This is a genomic window from Paenibacillus sp. An7 (genome assembly GCF_009870785.1).
Taxonomy (GTDB): Bacteria; Bacillota; Bacilli; order Paenibacillales; family Paenibacillaceae; genus Paenibacillus.
Map to the genome: position 1 here is coordinate 124,274 of NZ_WTWX01000008.1, position 22,327 is coordinate 146,600.

14 protein-coding genes are annotated in these 22,327 nt (G+C 44.1%); all 14 read left to right on the plus strand.

Annotated features, from left to right (window positions below):
* Positions 1–76: 76 nt before the first annotated feature.
* The 14 genes from sigK to GQY27_RS11905 all read left to right on the plus strand — a co-directional run bounded on the left by sigK (position 77) and on the right by GQY27_RS11905 (position 22,279).
* Positions 77–778 (plus strand): RNA polymerase sporulation sigma factor SigK, encoded by a 702-nt coding sequence (gene sigK, locus GQY27_RS11840; protein ID WP_160034576.1) that lies wholly within the window; start codon positions 77–79, stop codon positions 776–778.
* 315 nt (positions 779–1,093) lie between these two features.
* Positions 1,094–3,907, plus strand: a complete 2,814-nt coding sequence (locus tag GQY27_RS11845) for a beta-galactosidase (protein ID WP_160034578.1) — start codon at positions 1,094–1,096, stop codon at positions 3,905–3,907.
* Between the two features lie 60 nt (positions 3,908–3,967).
* Positions 3,968–4,996, plus strand: coding sequence for a LacI family DNA-binding transcriptional regulator (locus tag GQY27_RS11850; protein ID WP_160034580.1), 1,029 nt, complete (start codon positions 3,968–3,970; stop codon positions 4,994–4,996).
* A gap of 473 nt (positions 4,997–5,469) precedes the next feature.
* On the plus strand, positions 5,470–6,858 hold the full coding sequence (locus GQY27_RS11855) for an extracellular solute-binding protein (RefSeq protein WP_160034582.1): 1,389 nt from the start codon (positions 5,470–5,472) through the stop codon (positions 6,856–6,858).
* Between the two features lie 98 nt (positions 6,859–6,956).
* Entirely contained in the window at positions 6,957–9,881 is a 2,925-nt protein-coding gene (locus tag GQY27_RS11860; protein WP_236570568.1) for an extracellular solute-binding protein, read from the plus strand.
* Positions 9,882–9,920: 39 nt separating this feature from the next.
* A complete protein-coding gene (locus tag GQY27_RS11865) occupies positions 9,921–10,859 on the plus strand; it encodes a carbohydrate ABC transporter permease (protein ID WP_160034643.1) in 939 nt (312 codons plus the stop codon).
* Between the two features lie 4 nt (positions 10,860–10,863).
* Positions 10,864–11,727, plus strand: a complete 864-nt coding sequence (locus GQY27_RS11870; protein ID WP_160034584.1) for a carbohydrate ABC transporter permease — start codon at positions 10,864–10,866, stop codon at positions 11,725–11,727.
* 25 nt (positions 11,728–11,752) lie between these two features.
* Positions 11,753–13,186, plus strand: coding sequence for a gluconolactonase (locus GQY27_RS11875; protein ID WP_236570575.1), 1,434 nt, complete (start codon positions 11,753–11,755; stop codon positions 13,184–13,186).
* A complete protein-coding gene (locus GQY27_RS11880) occupies positions 13,173–13,796 on the plus strand; it encodes a Yip1 family protein (RefSeq protein WP_160034588.1) in 624 nt (207 codons plus the stop codon). Before GQY27_RS11875 ends, GQY27_RS11880 begins: the two co-directional genes overlap by 14 nt.
* Before the next feature lie 16 nt (positions 13,797–13,812).
* Positions 13,813–16,395, plus strand: a complete 2,583-nt coding sequence (locus tag GQY27_RS11885) for a DUF5696 domain-containing protein (protein WP_160034590.1) — start codon at positions 13,813–13,815, stop codon at positions 16,393–16,395.
* On the plus strand, positions 16,392–17,291 hold the full coding sequence (locus GQY27_RS11890) for a carbohydrate ABC transporter permease (protein ID WP_160034592.1): 900 nt from the start codon (positions 16,392–16,394) through the stop codon (positions 17,289–17,291). The genes GQY27_RS11885 and GQY27_RS11890 overlap by 4 nt, the downstream gene beginning before the upstream one ends.
* Positions 17,292–17,311: 20 nt before the next feature.
* Positions 17,312–18,328, plus strand: coding sequence for a carbohydrate ABC transporter permease (locus tag GQY27_RS11895; protein WP_160034594.1), 1,017 nt, complete (start codon positions 17,312–17,314; stop codon positions 18,326–18,328).
* Positions 18,329–18,337: 9 nt separating this feature from the next.
* Positions 18,338–21,295: a glycoside hydrolase gene (locus tag GQY27_RS21740; protein ID WP_236570569.1), complete on the plus strand. Its 2,958-nt coding sequence runs from the start codon at positions 18,338–18,340 to the stop codon at positions 21,293–21,295.
* A gap of 273 nt (positions 21,296–21,568) precedes the next feature.
* Positions 21,569–22,279 (plus strand): metal-dependent hydrolase, encoded by a 711-nt coding sequence (locus GQY27_RS11905; protein WP_160034596.1) that lies wholly within the window; start codon positions 21,569–21,571, stop codon positions 22,277–22,279.
* Positions 22,280–22,327: the final 48 nt, after the last annotated feature.

A 22,327-nucleotide genomic window follows, 5' to 3' on the forward strand; every position in this document is an offset into this window, starting at 1 on the left:
GAATAGGTGTATGCCTACATACAATGATTAGACGACAAACCAAGAACTGTCCCGAAAATTGTAGGAGGTGTCACCCGTGCCTGGATTATTTACGGCGATTGCACTATTTATTAAAGAGCTTTCTTTGCTGGTGTCTTATGTAAAAAATAATGCATTTCCTCAGCCTTTGTCTGAGAAAGACGAAGCAAAGCATTTAAAGCAAATGGCGGAAGGCGATGGGCGCTCGCGTAATTTGCTTATTGAACATAATTTACGGCTGGTTGCACATATTGTGAAGAAATTTGATAACACTGGTGAAGATCAAGAAGACCTGATCTCGATTGGAACGATTGGACTCATCAAGGCCATTGAGAGTTTCCAGCAAGGAAAAGGGACGAAACTAGCGACCTTTGCTGCACGTTGTATAGAGAACGAGATACTGATGCATCTCCGCTCCTTGAAGAAGACAAGAAAAGATGTATCTCTACATGATCCGATAGGAACTGACAAGGAAGGTAACGAAATTACCCTTATCGATATCCTCGGTACCGAAGCCGATGAGGTGATGGATAAGGTTCAGCTTAAAATAGAGAAGAGCAAAATCTATCAGAACCTTGATATCCTCGATGATCGGGAGAAAGAAGTGGTAGTTGGCAGGTTTGGTCTGGTAACCGGCGGAGAAGAGCGGACACAACGAGAGATTGCGAAAGAGCTTGGTATTTCACGTTCCTACGTTTCTCGTATCGAGAAACGGGCACTGATGAAACTGTATCATGAGTTTTATAAGGCGAAGAATTAATAGTGAAATAACTTTATTAAAGTGGAATATAGCACAGACGTCCTATACAGGGCGTCTATTTTATTTCTAATATCAATCAGTTGATGAATAAGGCGGCGTAGATAACTGACGAGGACGTAGTAAAATCTAAGAAGAGAGGATAGATGTTGACAACATTTACCAAATTCTTCTATAATTTAATCACTATAATGAAACCCCTTTCATAAATGATTGATTTAAAATGATTACGTTTATCGCTGCGTACAATCCTTAAAAAATTCCATACATTCGATCAGCGATTCGACTATTGCGTTCAGAGAGGAAGGTAAGGAATTTATGACTAATAGGATAGAGGACTCTGGATTACAAACATTATCAAGTAATCAACCGCAGCAACAAATACAGCTTCAATATGATGCGAAAAGTTTTATCATTGGGGGCAAGAGAGTATTTCTGAACATCGCTTCAATTCATTATTTTCGGATGCCGAGGCAAGAATGGCGGGAAGTACTTGTTAAGGCGAAGCTTGCAGGAATGAATTGCGTTGATACTTATTTTGCATGGAATGTACACGAACAAGAAGAAGGGAAATGGGACTTTAGCGGCGATAACGATTGTGGGGCTTTCCTTGATTTATGCTCTGAACTTGGATTGTGGGTTATTGCGCGTCCGGGTCCGTTCATATGTGCGGAATGGGATTTTGGTGGTTTTCCCTACTGGCTGAAGACAAAAGAAAACATTCAGTTCCGAACAGATAATGAAGCGTATCTCCATTACGTTTATCGTTACTTGGATCAGCTTGTTCCCGTTATTCGGTCTCGTCAATTGACGAAAGGCGGTTCCGTTATTCTTGTACAGGTAGAGAATGAATATGGATATCTGGCTGAAGACGCGTCCGGCATATCTTACATGAATGGTCTTCGTGATGCTTTGCTGGAGCGGGGAATTGAGGTACCGTTGATCACCTGTGAGGGAGGCGCGGAAGGGACGATTGAAGGGGCGAACTTTTGGTCAGGTGCAGACGGACATTATGAGAAGTTAATGCGTAAGCAGCCAGATGTCCCGAAGCTGGTAACCGAATTTTGGACGGGGTGGTTTGAGCATTGGGGAGCGCCAGCGGCTACGCAAAAAACGCCCGATTTATACGAAAAGCGAATCATGGAGGCGATTCGTGCAGGTTTTGACGGAATCAGTCATTATATGTTTTTTGGCGGCACCAATTTCGGGGGATATGGAGGGCGTACTGTAGGAAGCAGCGATATTTTTATGGTGACCTCCTATGATTACGATGCTCCTTTATCAGAATACGGAAGAATTACAGACAAATATAGAACGGCCAAAAAGATGTCTTTGTTCACGCAGGCACTTGGAGAAATCTTACTAGAATCAGAGCCGATTGATAACGGGGAGGCACGTTGTGAGGAAGGCATCCAACTCCAGGGTAGACAGTGGAACGGACAAAAGCTTTGGTTTGCCGAGAGTATCAAGCAGGAGAAGGGAATCTTTCCGATAACGCTCGAAAACGGCCGAACGCTTCAGGTATCGATCAGACCGGGGCAAATCGTTCCGATACTTGACCGGATTGAAATTTGTCCAGGTCTAAAGCTCACAAGCAGCGGGTTCGTGATCGGAAACGACCGGATTGGTGAAATCCAAACTGTGATCTTAGCGGGAGAAGACGGAGGACGTACACATATCGTATTCGAAGCAGATCAGGACCTTCATTACGATAACGTAGGAAATATCCCATATGAAAGTAGTAAGGATGGCCGAGCACTACATTTGGACGTATTTCATTTCCAGACACCTCAGCGGATTCGGCTGATGGCTGGCGGGCAGCTAGTTGAAGTCATCATGTTAAATAGTTTTATGTCGGATAGAGCCTGGAGGATCCAAGGGGACGAAATTCGCTGGGCAATCGGCTGGACGGACATCGACTTTGAGGCTGGTGGCAACACTATCGGAGTAATCGGCGGATCCGATTGTGAACCGTTTCTTTTAGGGGAATGGGGTCGTAAAAGAGACGATGTACAGGATCATGCGGACAGAATGACAAGCTACTCCGGCCATGCGATCAAACCGCTAGTACCGCCAAGCTTTTCGGAATGGAAACGGAAAACCACAAATCTTCTTTCGCTTACATCAGGCGAGCTTACTGAACGTCCTCGCGGATTTGCGGAACTGGGTCTTGAATTTGGTTATCTCATATATAGCAATGATGTGGAGTGTGATCAGGATCAAGAAAGCACTCTTATTTTCTCAGCCATACAGGACTCTGCGCGCCTGTTTGTTAATGGACAAGAACAAGCGATGATTCGCCAGGTCGGCGCGGCATCTGCTGCAGTCCGACTGTCGAAAGGCCACAACAAGCTGCAACTTCTCGTACAGCATATGGGTAGTCTCAATTTTTCCCCTTTCTTGGGTGAAGAAAAGGGGATATTCGGTTCCGTTTATATGGAGGGCTCGGCCGTTGAACTTCGAAGAGACTGGTATAGTGGCGAAGAGGTTGTCCATCTGGATGAGGTACATACCGGAACATTTACTTCTGCGTTAACCCGAACGTTTGAGCTGATGGTGAATGACCAAGCGATACTGGTTGGTGCGTTAAACAGCGGACTTCAAATTAACGGCAAGGAGGTTCTTATGGAAGATTATCAAAATTGGTTTGCCTATCACGCTGTCGACATTTCCGCCTATATCGTCAGCGGCACCAACACGATTGAAATGCCAGTATCCAAAACACCTGTGAATCGGCTGGAATTGCTGACGTATAACAGGTCACGGGAATTAACAAATTGGTCGTCAGTCATAATGGAAGACACAGTGGAGTTTGAGGAAGATTCAGTCAACAGTAAAATGAGTCCTACCTGGAATCGCAGCACATTCGATCTTCCAGCAATTCCAGATAATTTGAATCCTAAGCTGAAGCTCCGAATGACGGGAATGAGCAAAGGTTATATACTTCTGAACGGCAAAAACCTTGGACGCTATTGGCAAATCGGGCCTCAAGAGGATTACAAAGTTCCAATGGCGTGGCTGAAGCAGACGGGCAATGAGTTAATCTTGTTTGATGAAGAGGGCAGACGACCAGATTCAGTACGGCTCTTATATGATGTGCAATCGAATCAAAGCTGGCAAACGTTAATTTAATTGCAATTCAGAGAGGATTTATAATGGGCTAATCGTGAAATCAGGAAGGAAGCGTTAGGCTTGAGACAGGTCACCATATATGATATTGCAAAAGAAGCAAATGTATCGGTTTCAACTGTATCCCGGGTATTAAACGATACTGCGCCAGTAAAGAGATCTACCCGTGCCAAGATTGAAGAAGTCATTCAAAAACACAATTTCCAGCCTAATGCGATGGCTAGAAGCCTGCTTACAAATGAAACGGGAATTATTGGCGTAATTGTTCCGGATCTGACAAATCCCTTTTTCACTGAAGTATTCGCCGGAGCGGAAGAAGAGGCGCAGCAGTCGGGACATACATTCTTGCTTAGTAATACAATCGGCGATTATGCTAAAGAATCGCAATATCTCAGTATTCTGCGAGAGAAGCGTGTGGACGGTATTATATTCTTAGGAGGAAGGATCAATTTAAAACACTGTGAAGAGCATCTAGTACAGGAGCTCGTGCAGTGTGCAAGCGTCATTCCGACTGTATTAGTCAATGGAGATTTACGCAAAACCGACTTGGTTAGGGTAGTCACGGACGAGTCGGCAGGCACTGCTCTTGCGGTTCGGCACTTGACTCTACTTGGGCATAGAGAAATCGGCTTTATCGGAGGAGAAAGCCATATGACGACAACTTCCATCAAGTTGCGGACATTCCGAAAGACGATGAAAGATGAGGGACTCGATGTTCGGGAGGAATGGTTACTGCCCGACAGTTTTTCGATTGATTCGGGTAAGCGGCAAATGCTGAAGCTCTTGGCGATGGAGGAGAGACCGACTGCCGTATTCTGTGTCAACGATTATACGGCGATTGGAGCAATTAAGGCAGCAATAGAGGCGGGTTTGTCGATTCCAGATGACATGTCTATTGTTGGATTTGATGATATTCCGTTGGCTCATCATTTTATACCGGAGCTAACTACCGTTTCCCAGCAGGCACATGAGCTGGGCAGAACGGCAGTTAAAGTGCTTAAAGCGATGATGAACAATGAAAAAGTGAAGAAGCTTACCTCGCTCGAGCCGCAGCTTATTATTCGGCAAAGCTCGGGACATCGGAGTCGATAATTCTTCTACAGCACTCATTAAAGTGAAATTCATTTTATAAGAGCAGCATCCGAAATTTTAGGTTGCTGCTTTTTAGCGTGCTGAAATATTCCCTTACTTAAATCAATTTCATAACTCATTAAAACGATAAATTTGTAACTATATATAGACAAATAGAACAATTTTGATCTATATATACCCCTGATTAAAGCAACTAAAGGTATTATGAAATTGATTCACTTGAATAATTATTATTCTGGTGAACGGACTAAAATGTTGAAATGTACTTTGAGGAGTCACAGTGGAAAGAAACAAATTGTAATATTGACCAAATAATGTAATAAGGATATAATGAAATGGGTTTCATGAAAACCCTTACATAATTTAATAACGCGAAAGATGTACTGTTTTTGGGGGGAGGATCGAAGTGATTTTTTAACCGAACCGTCTTGTTTGCATTCGTCTAATCATCCATTAAGGGGAGTGGGTTTAACGTGAAACAGTTGAAACCGATGTTGATTGTTTTTTTATTAGCCGTGTTGATGATTATGACTGCATGCAGCGGCAACAACGGGGGGGATACACCAGAAGTTCAGACTCCGGAACCCGAGGCTCCAGTCGTAACGCAGCCAGCCGAAGAGCCTGAGCCGGCTGCCCCAGATTTGGGAGGCAGAGAGATTCGCATTTCGCATTGGTGGGATGCAACACCAGCAGGAGATTCGGAAGCGGATGAACTGGCCCGGGAAAGAATTAAAAAGGTAGAAGAGAAATACAACGTCAAAATTAAATACCTAAACACGGAATATTGGTCGACTTCTGAGAAACTGTCGTCTTCTGTTATGGCTAACGATCCATTTGCAGAAATCGTTCGTCTGCCTGACGGATTCATCTGGGGACTGATGAACGGCGGGTTCTTAATGCCATTGGAAGATTACCTGAAAGATACGCGTGTTGCTCAAGACGTAATCGATTCGATGCGTTTTGGCGGCGAGCATGTATACGGACTTGAAAGCTGGTACAACCCGAATGACTCGGGCATGTTCTACAATAAACGCATCTTCAAGGAAGCTGGTTTGGAAGATCCTCAACAATTGATGGATAAGGATAACTGGAACTGGACGACAATGCTGGATGCTGCGAAGAAACTGACGGTAGACAATAATGGTGATGGTAAAGTGGACCAACATGGTCTGGCTGGAGCCCATTATGTTATCTCAGAATTGTTGATCGCAAGTAACGGCGGACGTATCTTCGATGAAACCACCAAGAAAGTAGTATTTGACTCTCCGCAAGCAATAGAAGCTCTTAACTTCGAATACGATCTGTACAACACTCACAAAGTTATTAAAGAAAATGAAGGAAATGACTGGGAAGATCCAGCAAAATATTTCGCGGAAGGCAAGATTGCGATGTATCCAGGCGGAATATGGGAAATCGAAGGACGTCTGACAGATAAAATGCAAGATGAATGGGGTTACGTCTACTTTCCTAAATCACCTAGCTCATCATCCTATTCAGATCCGATCGGACAAACCGCTTCTTATGTCATTCCTAAAGGCGTTAAGGATGCAGAAGTTATCGTGAAAATTTGGGAAGAACTACAGGATTTTGATAATTGGGAATCCAACCGCCAACTTTCGCTTGAAAATGTGCTTCCGGACGAAACCTCGATCGCTAATGCGATGAATGAAGAAGGCAAGGTACAGCGAGTATTTGGCGGACGCTTCGGCGGCCTAGGTGTTAAAGATCAACTCGACTCCGTGACAGGCAAGTTTGTTAAAGGTGAAATTACGCCATCAACGGGTGTTGCTCAAGTAATTGGACCCGCACAAGCGGCTGCTGACAAAGTGCTGAGCGGCGAGATTGAAGAGAAGAAAGAGTAGACTTATATGTAAAAAAGCAGCCTGTCCGGTTTTCTGGCTAAGAAGACCGGCGGGCTGACAAAATAAGATTCCGCTAGTTTGCAAAAGGGGGATATTAGGTGAAAATCGCCTTTTCCAGAATGACCGTCTCATGGCTGATTCTCATTACTATGCTGATCTCGATATTGGTTTTCCCTATACCTCAGTCTAGCGCGTCTAGTACTGGAACCGCAGCAAATACAGAAGCCGATTCACTCATCGACCAGAACTCTTTGACAGCTACTTTGGATAACAGCTACGACCAATATTTGGAGCAGTACAAAAATGAAGAACGGCCGAGTGGCGAGATTGTGATCCAAGGAGCGGACTATACAAATGCTAATGAAATGAAACCTGAAATCGTAAACGAATTAGGTGGACTAGCGGGTGATTTCGTCAAGACGGGGGAAAGCGGCTCCATTAGCTGGGAACTTGATGTACCGAAATCGGGCTTATATCATATCGCCGTTCGTTATTTTCCGATAGAAGGAAAAAGCTCGGCAATCGAAAGGGAATTGTTGATTGACGGAGTACTTCCATTCTCCAGTGCTAAAAACCTTTCTTTTCACCGGGTATGGAAAAACGAGAGCGAGCAAATCGCAAAAGATAACAGGAGCAATGAGCTACGTCCGCGGCAAATCGAATTACCGATGTGGCAGGAATCGCTGCTTAGAGATACAGAGGGATATTACGAAGAACCGTATATGTTCCATTTCTCAGCAGGTAAACACAAGTTGACACTCGTCTCATCCAGAGAACCGATGGCAATCGATTATATCAAATTGTTCCAATATGAAATGCCTGCTGCTTACGAAGAGGTGAAGGCGGGCTATGACACTAAAGGTTATAAAGAGACAAGCGGTCATTTGATTAAAGTTCAGGGTGAGAATGCTTCCTACAAATCTTCTCCGACTTTATATCCCATTCCCGATCGTTCCAGTCCGTCTACAGAACCTTACGACGTGTCGAAGATCAGAATGAATACAATTGGAGGAAATAATTGGCGATTACCGGGCCAATGGATCTCCTGGGAAATTGAAGCACCGGAGGATGGATTATACCGAATTGCTCTTAAGAGCAGACAAGAATTGCTTCGGGGAATTTACTCTACACGCTCACTATGGATTGATGGAGAAATCCCTTTTAAGGAAATGATGCAAATTCCGTTTCATTACGACTCGGATTGGCAGATGAATGTACTCGGCAACGAGGAAGAGCCCTATTTATTCTATTTGACTAAGGGTAAGCATGAGCTGAAGTTTGAGGTCAGTTTAGGTGCGGTTGCACCTTTGATTCGCCAAGTAGAAGCAAGTGTCCTCGAAATTAATGCGATGTATCGAAAAATCTTGATGATTACCGGTAATGTACCAGATCCTCACCGAGATTATCAATTAAATAAGCAAATTCCCGACATGGTTGAAGTGTTTAAGAAACAAAGCGACATTTTATATGGTGTGTCGGAAGAGTTAGTACGTCTAACGGGTGAAAAGAGCGATAAAACTGCTGTCTTGAACAAAACAGCTTATCAACTGGCAGATTTGGCGGCTAAACCAGAAACGGTTCAGAAGCGGCTTAATCAATTCAAAATCAATGTAGGCAGCGTCGGTGCTTGGCTTCTCGAGGTTAGAGAACAGCCGCTTGAAATCGATTACTTAATTCTTGCATCGTCTGACAAAAAGCTGCCTAAAGCAAATTCTTCTTTGGGTAAAAAGATGGTACACGAGGTATCGTCCTTTTTCACTTCCTTCTTTGAAGATTACAATACGATCGGAAACACGGCCGAAGATGAAGAGTCCATAACGGTATGGATCGGAACGGGGCGTGATCAGGCACAAGTGCTGAAAGCAATGATTGATGATACGTTTACGCCGCTTAGCGGAATTAGTGTAAATCTGAAGTTGGTCAATCAGGATGTACTTCTTCGTGCATCGCTCGCGGGGGAAGGGCCCGACGTAGGTATGCAGGTCGGAAACGATGTGCCGGTCAATTTTGGTATGCGGAATGCAGCGGAGGATTTAACGAAATTCCCAGATTACGAGACGGTTATAAAACAGTTCAGAGAAAGCGCAACAGTTCCTTATCAATTTGAAGGTGAAGTATTTGGTCTACCTGAGCAGCAAATCTTTAATATGCTCTTTTACCGGAAAGATATTTTGGAGGAACTAAATCTAGACCCGCCGCAAACGTGGGAGGATGTATATGCGCTGATCCCGGTTTTGCAGAAGAACCATATGGATTTTGCTCTTCCACTTGCTCAATCGACAGGTGTACCTGTGCTTGAGGCAAACCGTGCCTTTGCAATGATGTTGTATCAGATGGACGGATCCTTCTACCTCAACGACGGTGCCAAAAGCGGTCTGGATACGGAGATTGGTCTCAGCGCATTCAAAAAATGGACCGACTTCTATACGAGTTACAAGCTTCCCTTGATTTTCGATTTTCCAATGCGGTTTCGTACTGGTGAAATGCCGATTGGGATTCAGGATTACACCTTTTACAACTATTTGACCGTATCCGCGCCCGAAATCAAAGGTCTATGGGAATTTGTTCCGGTTCCTGGCTTGCAGCAATCGGATGGAACAATTCGGCGTGATGTTGCTAGCAGCGGAACATCAACTATTATGCTCAAGGGAGCGAAGAACAAGGACGCGGCATGGGAGTTCATGAAATGGTGGGTAAGCAAGGACGCTCAGGTACGCTACGGAAGAGAGATGGAAGGGCTGATGGGCGCCGCAGCACGTTATCCAACAGCCAATATTGAAGCAATTAAGGAGCTGCCTTGGCCGGCTCGTGATTATAAGAATTTGGAAGAGCAATGGCAATGGGTGCAGGGGGTGCCAGAAGTGCCGGGCGGTTACTTCACTGGTAGGCATCTAGACAATGCGCTTCGTGAAGTCATTAACAATGGAACAAACACGGCCGATGCCCTCTATGACTATGTACAGGAAATCGACTATGAAATCATGGAAAAACGGAACGAGTTCAAGTTGGATGGTCAGGACTAGGGAGGGTCTCTTTTGCCAAAAACGAAAATAGCTGCCGAGATGATGATGCAGCCGAATGGTCGCCCTGTCCGGTTGCAAGAGAAGTGGAAGTTATTCGTCAAGGACATAAAACGGGATCGGCATGCGTACGTCCTGCTAGCTCCTTATGTTTTGTTGTTCCTGTTATTTACCGTGCTTCCGGTCGTTATATCTATCTTTTTTAGTTTTACGAGTTTTAATATGTTGGAGTTTCCGAGCTGGGTTGGCTGGGAGAACTATTCCAAGCTGTTATGGAACGATGATGTATTCCTGATTGGGCTTAAAAATACGATGATCTTTGCTGTTATTACGGGACCGGTCAGCTATATCGCCTGTTTCGTCTTTGCCTGGCTTATTAATGAACTTAAACCGAAGGTTAGGGCATTTATGACGCTTGTTTTTTTCGCACCTTCAATATCAGGGAACGTATTTTTTATATGGCAAATTATTTTTTCAGGTGATTCGTACGGCATTATGAATGGTTTACTGATGAAGATTGGGATGATCTATGAGCCGATTCTATGGCTTCAAGATACCAAATACATGCTCGCGATCATTATTATCGTTCAATTATGGCTGAGTCTCGGCACCAGCTTTCTGGCATTTATTGCTGGCTTGCAGACGGTTGATCGGACGCTGTACGAGGCGGGGGCGGTAGACGGAATCAAAAACCGCTGGCAAGAGGTTTGGTTTATTACACTTCCTTCGATGCGGCCTCAATTGATGTTCGGTGCCGTGATCCAGATTACAGCTTCCCTTGCCGTAGCGGACGTCGCAATGGCTTTAGCAGGTTTTCCAAGCGTGCAGTATGGAGCTCATACGGTCGTTACCCACTTGGTCGATTATGGCACGATTCGTTTTGAAATGGGTTATGCGTCCGCCATTGCAACCGTACTATTTATACTGATGCTAGGCTCGAACCTAATTATTCAAAAGTTGCTGAAGAGGGTGGGGGAATAGCTAGATGAAACTCTCTCTACGTCTTGAAAAAAAATTGAACCGCTCCTGGCAAGTAGATCTCTTGTTATTCCTTTTACTTGGTTTGTTTGGTGCTTTTATGGCGTTACCGTTGATCTATGTCATTAATAATGCATTTAAACCGCTAGATGAGTTGTTCATATTCCCACCTACGCTGTTTGTGAGAAATGCGACACTCGATAACTTTCTGGATTTGTTTCAAGTAATGAAAAGCTCTTGGGTCCCATTTTCGAGATATATTTTCAATACGTTCTTTATTACGGCGGTAGGTACTGCAGGACATATTCTGCTCGCTTCGGCGGCAGCTTACCCGCTGGCTAAGATCAAATTCCGTGGTCATAAAGTACTGTTTACGCTTATTGTTCTTTCATTGATGTTTTCTCCGCATGTAACGGCTATTCCAAACTATATGATCATGTCTGTCTTGGGATGGATTGATTCATATCAGGCTGTTATTGTTCCGGCGTTCGCATATCCACTTGGCTTGTATTTGATGAAGCAGTTCATGGAGCAAATACCCGATGCACTACTCGAAGCAGCCAAGATTGACGGCGCTAGTGAATACCGTATTTTCTGGCGGATTGTCATGCCGCTCGTTAAGCCAGCTTGGTTGACACTACTTATTCTGATGATGCAAATGCTGTGGGGAACAGATGGAGGCAGTTTTATTTACAGCGAGCAACTGAAGACGATGCACTATGCGATGGGGCAAATCGTTCAAGGCGGTATTGCCCGCGCAGGGGTGGGAGCCGCAGTTGCAGTAATTATAATGACGGTGCCGATCGTAACGTTTATTTTGTCACAAAGCAATGTGATTCACACGATGGCTTCGTCCGGAATGAAGGACTAAAGCGATGGAGGCGTATAGCTTGATAATGAAGCGATCGATTTTGATCCTAGCGGCAGCGATGATTATATTCGGTCTAAGTCCGAAGCCGGCTCAAGCATCGCCGTACGAGGGATATACCTATTCGTATTGGGAAGAGGACGTTAAATCGCCTATTGCTTATCTTCCTTCTAGGATGATAACGGGCCAGGAGTTAGGGATTGGACCATTCACAACGCCGAGTGATATGTTTGCGGCGCCTGACGGTAAACTGTACGTTCTGGATTCCGGTAACGGGCGAATTGTAGTGCTTAACAGGGAGTGGAAGGTGATCGACCAAATCCAAGGTTTCGATAATAATGGGAAGCAGAACAGCTTTAATAAACCGGAAGGCATTTTCGTTACCGCAGCAGGTCATGTTTTTGTAGCGGATACCGAAAATAGGCGTGTAGTCGTATTGGACGAAAACGGAAAGTTTATCAGAGAAATTGGTGCTCCGAAGTCGGAGGTGCTCAGTGACAATTTCGAATACTTCCCGCGCAAAGTTATTGTCGATAAAGCCGGCCGTATCTACGTCGTTGCCAGAGGTGTCTTTGACGGCATTATTGAGTTTGATAATGAAGGCGGCTTTACCGGTTTTATAGGTACCAATAAAGTGCAATTCGATCCAGTCGATTTGTTCTGGAAAACAGTATCCACCAAAGAACAGCGGGAAAAGATGATCCGCTTTGTCCCGATTGAATTTAATAATACGGATTTAGATGCAGACGGATTTATTTATACGACTACGGCGGATAAGCAAACTGCAGTTCCTGTCAAAAGGCTGAACCCGTCAGGCATCGATGTGCTTCGTATAAACGGGGAACTAGGCCCGATAGGTGATCTTAGTAGAGAAAGATCGGCTTTCATCGACATTGATGTTAGCAGCAATGGTGTGTACCGCACGCTTGATTCAACTCGGGGACGCGTTTTCACTTACAACGAGGACGGCAATTTGTTGTACGTAGTCGGTCAACTTGGGAATCAACTCGGCACATTCAAAACACCGATTGCAATTGAAAGTTTCGATAATCGTATCTTCGTTTTGGATCAAGATCTAGGAATGATTACGGAATTTACCGTGACCAAATTCGGAAGCCTAGTTAATGAAGCGAATGGATTATACAGCATAGGGAAGCACGATGATGCCGCGAAGCTATGGGAACAGGTGCTCAAGCTTGACGCAAATTTTGAAATGGCTTATGTCGGAATCGGGAAGTCTATGCTGCGTCAAGGAGAATACAAGGAAGCTATGAAATATCTGAAGCTGGGAAACGACAGAGAATATTATTCTAAAGCATTAACGAAATATCGCAGGGAATATATGCGGGAGTATTTTGGGATCTACATGACGATGGTGATCGCACTCATAGGGGCCGCAATAGCCGTGCGCCGAGTTCTGAAGGTAAGAAAAGGGGGCATGAAACAGAATGCAGTTTCTTAAGGACGCTAAGTACACGCTGCACGTTGCTTTTCATCCCTTTGATGGGTTTTGGGATCTGAAATACGAGAATAAAGGGAAGCTCAGAATCGCGCTTACTATCTTGTTATGCGTGACGGTTATGATGATACTGAAACGTCAATATGCCGGCTATGTAGTCAACTTTAATTACCCACTTGATCTGAACAGCATAGATGAGTTGAAGTACATTGTCCTTCCATTCCTGCTCTGGTGCGTCGCGAATTGGTCGCTCACCACACTGATGGACGGGGAAGGAAAGTTTAAAGAAATTGTCATCGTCACTGGCTACGCGATGATCCCTTTGATTCTTATCTATCTGCCTAATTTATTGCTTAGCAATGTCATTTCACTGCGGGAGTCTCCGTTCTATTATTTACTGGAATCAGTGGCTATGCTTTGGTTTATGTGGTTATTGTTTATCGGAACAATGACGGTTCATCAATATACGGTTATCAAAACGATCATGACGATGTTCTTAACGGTCGTGGTTATGGGTGTCATCATCTTTTTAGGGCTTCTTTTCTTCAATCTTATTCAACAATTTGTTGGGTTTGTTTACACGATTTATCAGGAACTTTCATTGCGATCATGAGAAAGGGGGCCAGGCGGTGAAGCGAAGACTTGCGATTATCCTGACTACAGTCATTATCGGCTGTTTGCTAATATCCCAAGGCACCAATTTCGCGAAACCTATATCGGGGACGGGATCTGATTTAAAGACAGAGACGGTGTCCGAATCTGCGCAGGCCGATGAACAGACTGTCGTGGGTACGGCTACGAGTGTCGACTCCGGTAAAGCGGCGAGTATAGCTAGCGATATGGAAATGGCGGCAGAGAATGAATTTTTGATTTTGTACGTCAACACGTTAACGACAGAAATCGCTGTTAAAGATAAGCGCAGCGGAGCAATTTGGTATTCCAATCCTCAAGATCGCGAGGACGATTCGCTCGCAACTGGATATAACAAGGCAAAGCTGAACGTACAGATCGAAATATCTTATTTGGATAATACAGGAAACTCATTAAAGTATGATAACTATACACATAGTGTTCAGAATGAACAATTTGTCTTAGAGAAGGTAAACGGCGGCTTGAACATCGATTATACGCTCGGAGAAGCTAAAAGCGATATCGACGCGATCCCTAAATATATTAGCGAGGAAAGATTTCAAACTCTCATTATAGATAAACTTGAAGATGCGGGAGAAAAGAGAGAAGTTGAAAAACGTTTTAAACATAATGAGGAAGAGAAGAGATACGAAAGAAGGGATTCCTCACTCAAGGGTGTCGGATTAAAAAAGGTGACGGATGCTTTCGAAAAAGCTGGGTATAACGAGGAACAGAAAGCGATTGATAACGCTGCGTTTGGCGTGACGGCTGCTGACAACCTCACTGTTAAGATCCCCCTCCTTTATCGTCTTGATGGAGAGAACTTGAAGGTGACGATTGAGTCGGGCAGTATCGAATATCCGGAATCGCTGAAAATTCAAACCCTATCCCTTTTGCCATTCTTTGGCGCGAGTGGACTGGGGGATGAAGGTTATACACTTGTTCCAGATGGTTCTGGTTCATTGATCCGCTTCAATAATGAAAAAACGTATGCCGCCCCATTCCGTAAAGAGCTATATGGAACTGATTCAGCGATTAGTCAGCAGATCCGAATACAAAATGATAAAGCTGCGAGATTGCCTGTATTCGGGATGAAATATGTAGATAGGGCAATCGTCGGTATTATCGAAGAAGGAGATGCAGTAGCTTCAGTCGAGGCTGACATAAGCGGAAGGCTGAACGTCTATAACACGGTGTCCCCTAGCTTTACGCTGCGCAAACTTGAAGAGGTCACACTGACGAATGGGTGGCGTTCTAGTACAGTGAAGAAGTTTCAAACAGAGCCTTTTCAAGGTGATATTAGCGTGCGCTACGGCTTTCTCGGGGCAGAGGAAGCCAGTTACTCCGGTATGGCTGCGCACTACCGTGATTATTTAATCAAACAAGCAGGTTTAACTAGGCTGACGGATGAAGAAAGCATTCCGTTTTATGCTGAGTTTATTGGTGGTATACCTAAAAAGAAGTTTTTCATAGGCATTCCCTACAACGCCTATGAGTCGCTTACGACTTTTAATCAGGCTGAATCCGTGTTAGGTCAAATGCTGGATTTGGGAATAGGCAACATCAAGCTGCGTTATACAGGTTGGTTCAACGGCGGTATAAACCATGATCTTGCGAAATCTATTACTGTCGACAAGAAGCTTGGAGGAAGCAAAGGGTTGAAAGAGCTAAAAACTTATGCAGATGCGAATGGTATCTCGCTGTTCCCGGGAGCATCATTTCTTGAAGCAGCTCCGCAATCGGAAGGTTTCAAAAAATCGCAGGCTTCCCGGTTTATTACAGGCAAGCTGGCGAAAGTTTTTCCTTACAGTTATGCAGATTTCAAAGAAAAAGACGACCTTGAACCTGGTTATGTACTCAGTCCGAAGTCAATACCCGAAGTAGTAAGCGGATTCATAGATGATTACGAGAAGCTTCAGCTCACCGGATTGTCGCTGAGTGATCTTGGTAATAAGCTAAATTCCGACTTTAACCGTTCCCACGTTATTGATCGTGAAGAATCAAAAAGCATAATGGACGAACAGTTGAAGCGAATTAGTGGCTCGATCGAGGAAATTATGCTTGAGGGCGGGAATGCCTACGCGGCTCCTTATGCGGAGCATATCGTAGAAGCGCCGATGACAAGCAGTAACTTTATCATTACCGATGGGTCCGTTCCTTTCTTTCAACTCGTGTTTCACGGATATGTAAATTATGCGGGAACCGCCTGGAATATGGCGGATGATCAAGATTCAACGTACAACTTCTTGAAGGCAATCGAAACGGGATCAGCTATGAATTACACATGGTTTGTTGCTGATTCGTCGGTGATAAAAATGACAGATTTCGATCATTTGTATTCCGCCGATTACCGCCTATGGATCGAGGAAGCAGCACAAAGGTATCGCGAACTTAACGATGTACTCCATGATGTACAGTCTCAAACGATTACCGATCATCGAGAGCTTGCCAAAGGTGTGTTTCAAACTACGTTTGAAAAAGGAAAAACGATCATCGTCAATTATAACGATATGGAATCGAGCGTGAACGGAATAATAGTGGGGGCAAAGGATTATTGGGTTGGAGGTGAAACGCAGCGATGAGGTTCAAGAAGCTTTCGCTAGAACAAAAAAATAGATATTACGGACTTTATTTCATACTTCCGTGGTTTGCAGGCTTCTTGTTCCTGTTTATGATTCCGCTGCTGTCCTCATTCCGGTACAGTTTAAGCAATCTACAGGTTACGGATGAGGGATTTAGCCTGGATTTTATCGGCTTGTCCAACTATCGAGAGGCTCTGCTGTCACATGAATCTTATGTCAGGGTATTGACGGAATCTGTGATGAATATTGCGATTAACACACCGCTCGTTATTATATTCAGTTTATTTTTTGCGGTTCTTCTCAATCAGAAGTTTAGAGGACGGGTGATTGCTCGAGCAATCTTCTTCCTTCCCGTTATACTCGCATCCGGCATTATTGCCAGCATCGAGAACGGTGATTTGATGCAGTCGGTCGTTCGAAGCGCGAACGACACGACCGGAGGCAGTTTATCTTTTATGAAAAATTTGGAGCTTACTATCATGCTCGTTGAATCAGGGATCAATGTTACTTTGGTAGAGTATTTGACAGGTGCTGTCAGCCGAATTTATGAGATTGTAAGTCAATCAGGTGTTCAAATTTTGATTTTTCTAGCTGGGCTTCAGTCAATCTCTCCCTCCTTATACGAGGCCGCCAAGATTGAAGGATCTACTGGCTACGAGGCCTTTTGGAAAATTACGTTTCCCATGATCAGCCCATTGATTCTGACCAATCTGGTATACACGATAATCAATAGCTTTATCAGTGATGATACAAGCCGATTAGTAGTGGATACGGCATTCAAAAACTTCGATTTTGGTCTTAGCGCTGCCATGGCATGGATGTATTTTGCCGTCATTGCACTTGTACTGTGGGTCACGACTTTGATCGTGTCGCGAAAGGTATTTTACCAAGATTAGCGGTTTGAAGGAGGGATTGCATGAAGACGGAAAGCGTAGTGCAAAAGCGGCAGACGAAAGAAGAGCGAATACAACGTATAACATCACCTGACTATTGGGTTGAATTCACAAAGAAATGGTTATGGATCTTCGTCCGATTTGTACTCATTTTTGGCATCTCGTTTGTCATCATCTATCCGATTCTATTGAAGTTATCGATTTCGTTTAAGAGTATGGACGATTTATACGATCCCACTGTAATTTGGGTGCCTAAGCAGTTTACACTCGAGAACTTCATACTGGTATTCGAAGCGATGAACTATCCGCGTGTTCTACTCAATACGTTATTTCTCTCTTCCGCAGTTATGCTATTGCAGACGATATCCTGCGTGCTGGCTGGTTACGGTTTTGCGAGAGTGAAATTCAAGGGAAGCGGTCTTTTATTTGGGGCAGTAATTTTTACAATTTTAGTGCCATCTCATACGATTATGATCCCGCTCTATCTAAACTTCAAAAATTTTGATTTATTTGGAGTAATTGAGCTGATTAGCGGTAAACCCGCTAATCTAATCAACTCTTACTGGCCATTTATTATTTCTGCAATTCTCGGCATGGGCGTGAAGACGGGCTTATACGTCTATATATTCCGCCAGTTTTTCAAAGGGATTCCACGGGAGATTGAAGAAGCCGCTTACGTCGACGGAGCGGGCTACTTTAAAACTTTTAGTAAAGTTATTTTACCCAATGCAGTCCCTGCGATGGTAACGGTCATGCTATTCTCGTTCGTATGGCAATGGAACGATTCCTTCTTTACAAACATGTATTTGAATGAACCAAAGGTTATGTCGTCGATGATGTCATCTTCCGGATATGCAATTGCAACTTACCTTAGCGGAGGGGAACAGGCAGCAACGGCATCCTACGTTCAGGATCCGTTTTTCATGTCGATGATGATGAATACCAGCGTCTTGATGGCCATATTCCCCCTTATTATTTTATATCTGTTCGTGCAAAGACACTTTGTAGAAAGTGTGGAACGTTCAGGATTAGTAGGTTAGGAGATGCGGATGAAAAAGAAAACGATAGTCATCACACTTGTCGCTGTTTCTTCAGTACTCGGTTTGTATTTCGGAATTACATCAGGTGGGTCCGGCAGTTCTCATAATTCAAATAAGGTGAAAGAGGCGGAGGAGCCCATACAGCAGCCGGTGCCTCTGGACGCCTATGTATCGATTGATGGATCGGTACGATATCAAACGGTTGATAATTTCGGTGCTTCTGACGCGTGGTCCATGGACCCTATAGGGAAACATTGGACAGATGAAAATAAAAATCGCGTAGCGGATTTACTTTTTTCAAGAGAGAAAGGGATCGGTCTATCGGCCTGGCGTTTTAATATTGGCGCAGGTTCGGCAGAAACGGATCAGACGATTATTCCTGATCCGTGGCGGCAGGCTGAGGCGTTCAAGATGTCAGAGGATGACGATTACGATTGGAGCAAGCAAAAGGGGCAGCAGTGGTTTTTGCAGGCAGCCAAGGCGCGCGGGGTGGATACCCTGATCGCGTTCGTGAACAGCCCTCCCGTATGGATGACAAAGAATGGTCACGCCCAGCCTGATATGTCTGTTGGCTCCACGAATTTGAAAGAAGGCTACGAGGATAAGTTTGCAACATACTTAATTGATGTTTTAGCCCATTTTAGACAGGAAGGTCTGGACTTTACATATATAAGTCCTATTAACGAGCCGACCTGGGATTGGAATCAGGCACATCAGGAAGGGAATCGTTATAACAATGATGATCTAAAACGTGTCATTCTCGAATTGTATCGGCAGATAAAGGAAAGCGGATTTGATGTACAAATCAGCGCACCAGACGGTGTGGAGATCACCTCGTTATTAGATGATGAATATTATCAAAGATTTGCAGGTGGGGAGCAATATACAGGCGGGGCCAACAGTCTTGGAACAGGCAAATACCGCGAATATATTAAGGATTTACTCGGCGCCCCTGATCTTAAGGAAGCCATTGGAAATAAGATTGCTTCGCATTCCTATTGGTCCGATTACAGTAAGCCAGGTGACGATCGGTTGGGTGAACTTAGAGAGTTACTGGTTGATAATATGAAAAAGTATGATGCTGATGCAAAATACTGGGTCACGGAATATTGTATACTCGGGGATTACGGTCCTGGTCGTGACCTTGGCATGACTCCGGCTTTGCATGTAGCTCGAACCATTCACTTTGATTTAACTAAGGCGAATGCAGCCGCATGGCAGTGGTGGACGGCGGTTTCCAAGGTCGATTATAAAGATGGACTGATCTATACCGATTTTAATAAAGAAGGCGACGAGCAAAATATTTTAACTTCTAAAATCATGTGGACTCTCGGTAATTACAGCAAATTTTTACGCCCAGGTGCAGAACGTATCTCGCTTTCGGGCCTGGATGAGCATTCCCGTAGCGGTTTGCTGGGTTCGGCTTACATTCATGCGGGTGAACAGACGGTTACAGCTGTTTTTATTAATGATAGTGAAGAGGATAAGCGCATTCGGATTTCTCTTGAAGGCGTGGATAAAAATCACTCGATCGCCATGATGGAATCCTACATTACTTCAGATAGCCATGATCTTGCTAGGGGAGAGGACGTTCCTACGTTAGAAGATCATTCCTTTGAAGCCACAATTCCTGCGAAGTCTGTCGTTACCCTGACGGGCGGAGGGGCAGAGGGTACAGTCGAAGCAAACGATGACATGGAAAGTGAAGTGACGAAGAAAATGAATGCTGAGAATGGAAATAGCGGAAGTGATGAAGAAGCGGTTCAACGGGCTAAAGAAGCGCTCCAAGTATACAATATTAATAACGTAAAGGGTCACTTGAATTTGCCTGTCATAGGAGACAATGGAACGAAGATCATTTGGAAATCGGGTAATCCTAAAGTGATTACAGAGTCGGGAGAAGTGATGCGCCCTAAGTATGGGAACGGAGATGTATCGGTAGCACTCACAGCAACGATCTCCAAAAATGGCGTCACTGCAGTGAAAGTGTTCAACGCGGTGGTAATAGCGCAACCTGTCCAAGAAGATTACGCCGGTTATCTTTTCTCTTACTTTACGGGAGAAGGAACACCGGAAGGAGAGCAAGTTTATTTTGCACTTAGTGAAGGAAACGACCCGCTGCACTGGAAAGAGTTGAATGGCGGGAAGCCGGTACTTCTATCTACAATGGGTGAAAAAGGAGTAAGGGATCCTTTTATGATCCGCTCTCCTGAAGGCGACAGATTCTATATGATAGCTACCGATTTAAAAATAAACGGTGACTGGAACTGGGACCGAGCCCAAAGACAGGGGAGTCGCTCCATTGTGGTATGGGAATCGAACGATCTTGTGAAGTGGTCGGAGCCAAGAATGGTAGAGATTTCACCTAAAGAAGCGGGTAACACCTGGGCACCTGAAGTTTTTTACGATGAGACTACAGGTGAATATATTGTATTTTGGGCTTCCAAATTGTTTGCCGATGAAACCCATACCGGGGATGCTCATCAAAAAATCATGTACAGCAAAACTCGAGATTTTCGTGTCTTTACGGAAGCACAGGAATATATAGATTTCGGATATTCCATTATCGATACGACAATGATTTCTCATAAAGGTAAGATTTATAGATTTACAAAAGATGAAAGAGATAACCAGCCTCTATCCCCTTACGGTAAAATGATTTTTCAGGAGTCAATGGATTCCGTATTCGATCCTGATTATCAAATGATTAAAGAAGGTGTCGGCAGCATTAAAGGAGTCGAAGGACCAACTGTTTTCAAATCCAATACGGAAGAAAAATGGTATTTGTTCGTCGACGAATTTGGTGGCAGAGGGTATGTGCCGCTTGAAACGACGGATCTGGACTCTGGAGTATGGAACATTTCTCCACAGTATGATTTACCAAATAGTCCTCGCCATGGGACGGTTATTCCGATAACCAAAACCGAGTATGATGCCATTAAAACTAAATATTTGCTTAACCGTTAGAGTTTCAATAATTTAGAATGTAATATAAAATACTCTCTTGAATTTATTTTGGATGACATATTCAGAATAAATTCAATGGGAGTTTTTTGTTGAGGTGAAATCCAATAACTGGGATAGGAAAGAAAGTTCAAGGAGGAGCATGTAGGGTTAAATTTGGGTATACCTATACGAACGTACGTGCTATAATGGTCAAGATATTTCAGATGGAATGCAGCTTTCTTAGCGCCGGACACCTCAGAATTATACATATTACAGAAGGGAAGTATTATTGCCATGATGGGTAGAACCCATATTATCGTTGGAACAGGGATATCTTTATCCCTTTTAGAGCTGGGTGGTATACCAATCACGGTTCCTGCAGTGGCTGTTGCTCTCGTAAGCTCCATATTGCCGGATATAGATGAACCGAACTCACTACTTGTGACACGTGTAATTCCCAATTGGCTGCTTAGAATTGTTCAGATTGCGTTAATTATTCTGGCGTTGGCTGTTGGTATTTATGGGATGGCTCGTTCACCCTGGAACTGGATCCTTGCTGCCCTCATTGCCACGGTTTCTTTTATGCCTTCCAGGTCGCTAAGGCAGTGGATTATGTTCTTTATTGGACTTGGGCTCATCGTGTATGGTCACTCATTACATCCGTGGAATTTGCTTGTTGGCAGTCTTTTGATCTTGGCCACCCTAGTTCCCCATAGGGGACTGACCCATACTTTGTATGCAATTGCCGTGTGGACGTTTTTACTATACGGGACCACCAAGTCCTATGGAGATGCAGTATGGATTGCCGGAGGATTGTCGTATACCCTTCACCTATTGGCTGACAGTTTAACAAGCAGAGGGATTCGCCCGCTTCCGCCGTTCAAGTGGAAGATTAAATTTAAACTGATGAGTACGGGTTCGAGGCAAGGCGCTTGGGTAGAAATTTTCTTTATCGGGGTTACATTTATTATTGCCTGGCTATCCTTTTCACCCTTGTTTTTATAAGTATCTTTCCCTCGGAAGGATTTTATCCATAAAAAAGGTGCCTTTTTA

Coding starts and splice junctions, on each gene's coding strand:
- GQY27_RS11845 (WP_160034578.1), top strand. CDS start 1,094: ATGACTAATAGGATAGAGGACTCTGGATTACAAACATTATCAAGTAAT.
- GQY27_RS11865 (WP_160034643.1), top strand. CDS start 9,921: ATGATGATGCAGCCGAATGGTCGCCCTGTCCGGTTGCAAGAGAAGTGG.
- GQY27_RS11870 (WP_160034584.1), top strand. CDS start 10,864: ATGAAACTCTCTCTACGTCTTGAAAAAAAATTGAACCGCTCCTGGCAA.
- GQY27_RS11875 (WP_236570575.1), top strand. CDS start 11,753: ATGAAGCGATCGATTTTGATCCTAGCGGCAGCGATGATTATATTCGGT.
- GQY27_RS11880 (WP_160034588.1), top strand. CDS start 13,173: ATGCAGTTTCTTAAGGACGCTAAGTACACGCTGCACGTTGCTTTTCAT.
- GQY27_RS11890 (WP_160034592.1), top strand. CDS start 16,392: ATGAGGTTCAAGAAGCTTTCGCTAGAACAAAAAAATAGATATTACGGA.
- GQY27_RS11895 (WP_160034594.1), top strand. CDS start 17,312: ATGAAGACGGAAAGCGTAGTGCAAAAGCGGCAGACGAAAGAAGAGCGA.
- GQY27_RS21740 (WP_236570569.1), top strand. CDS start 18,338: ATGAAAAAGAAAACGATAGTCATCACACTTGTCGCTGTTTCTTCAGTA.
- GQY27_RS11905 (WP_160034596.1), top strand. CDS start 21,569: ATGATGGGTAGAACCCATATTATCGTTGGAACAGGGATATCTTTATCC.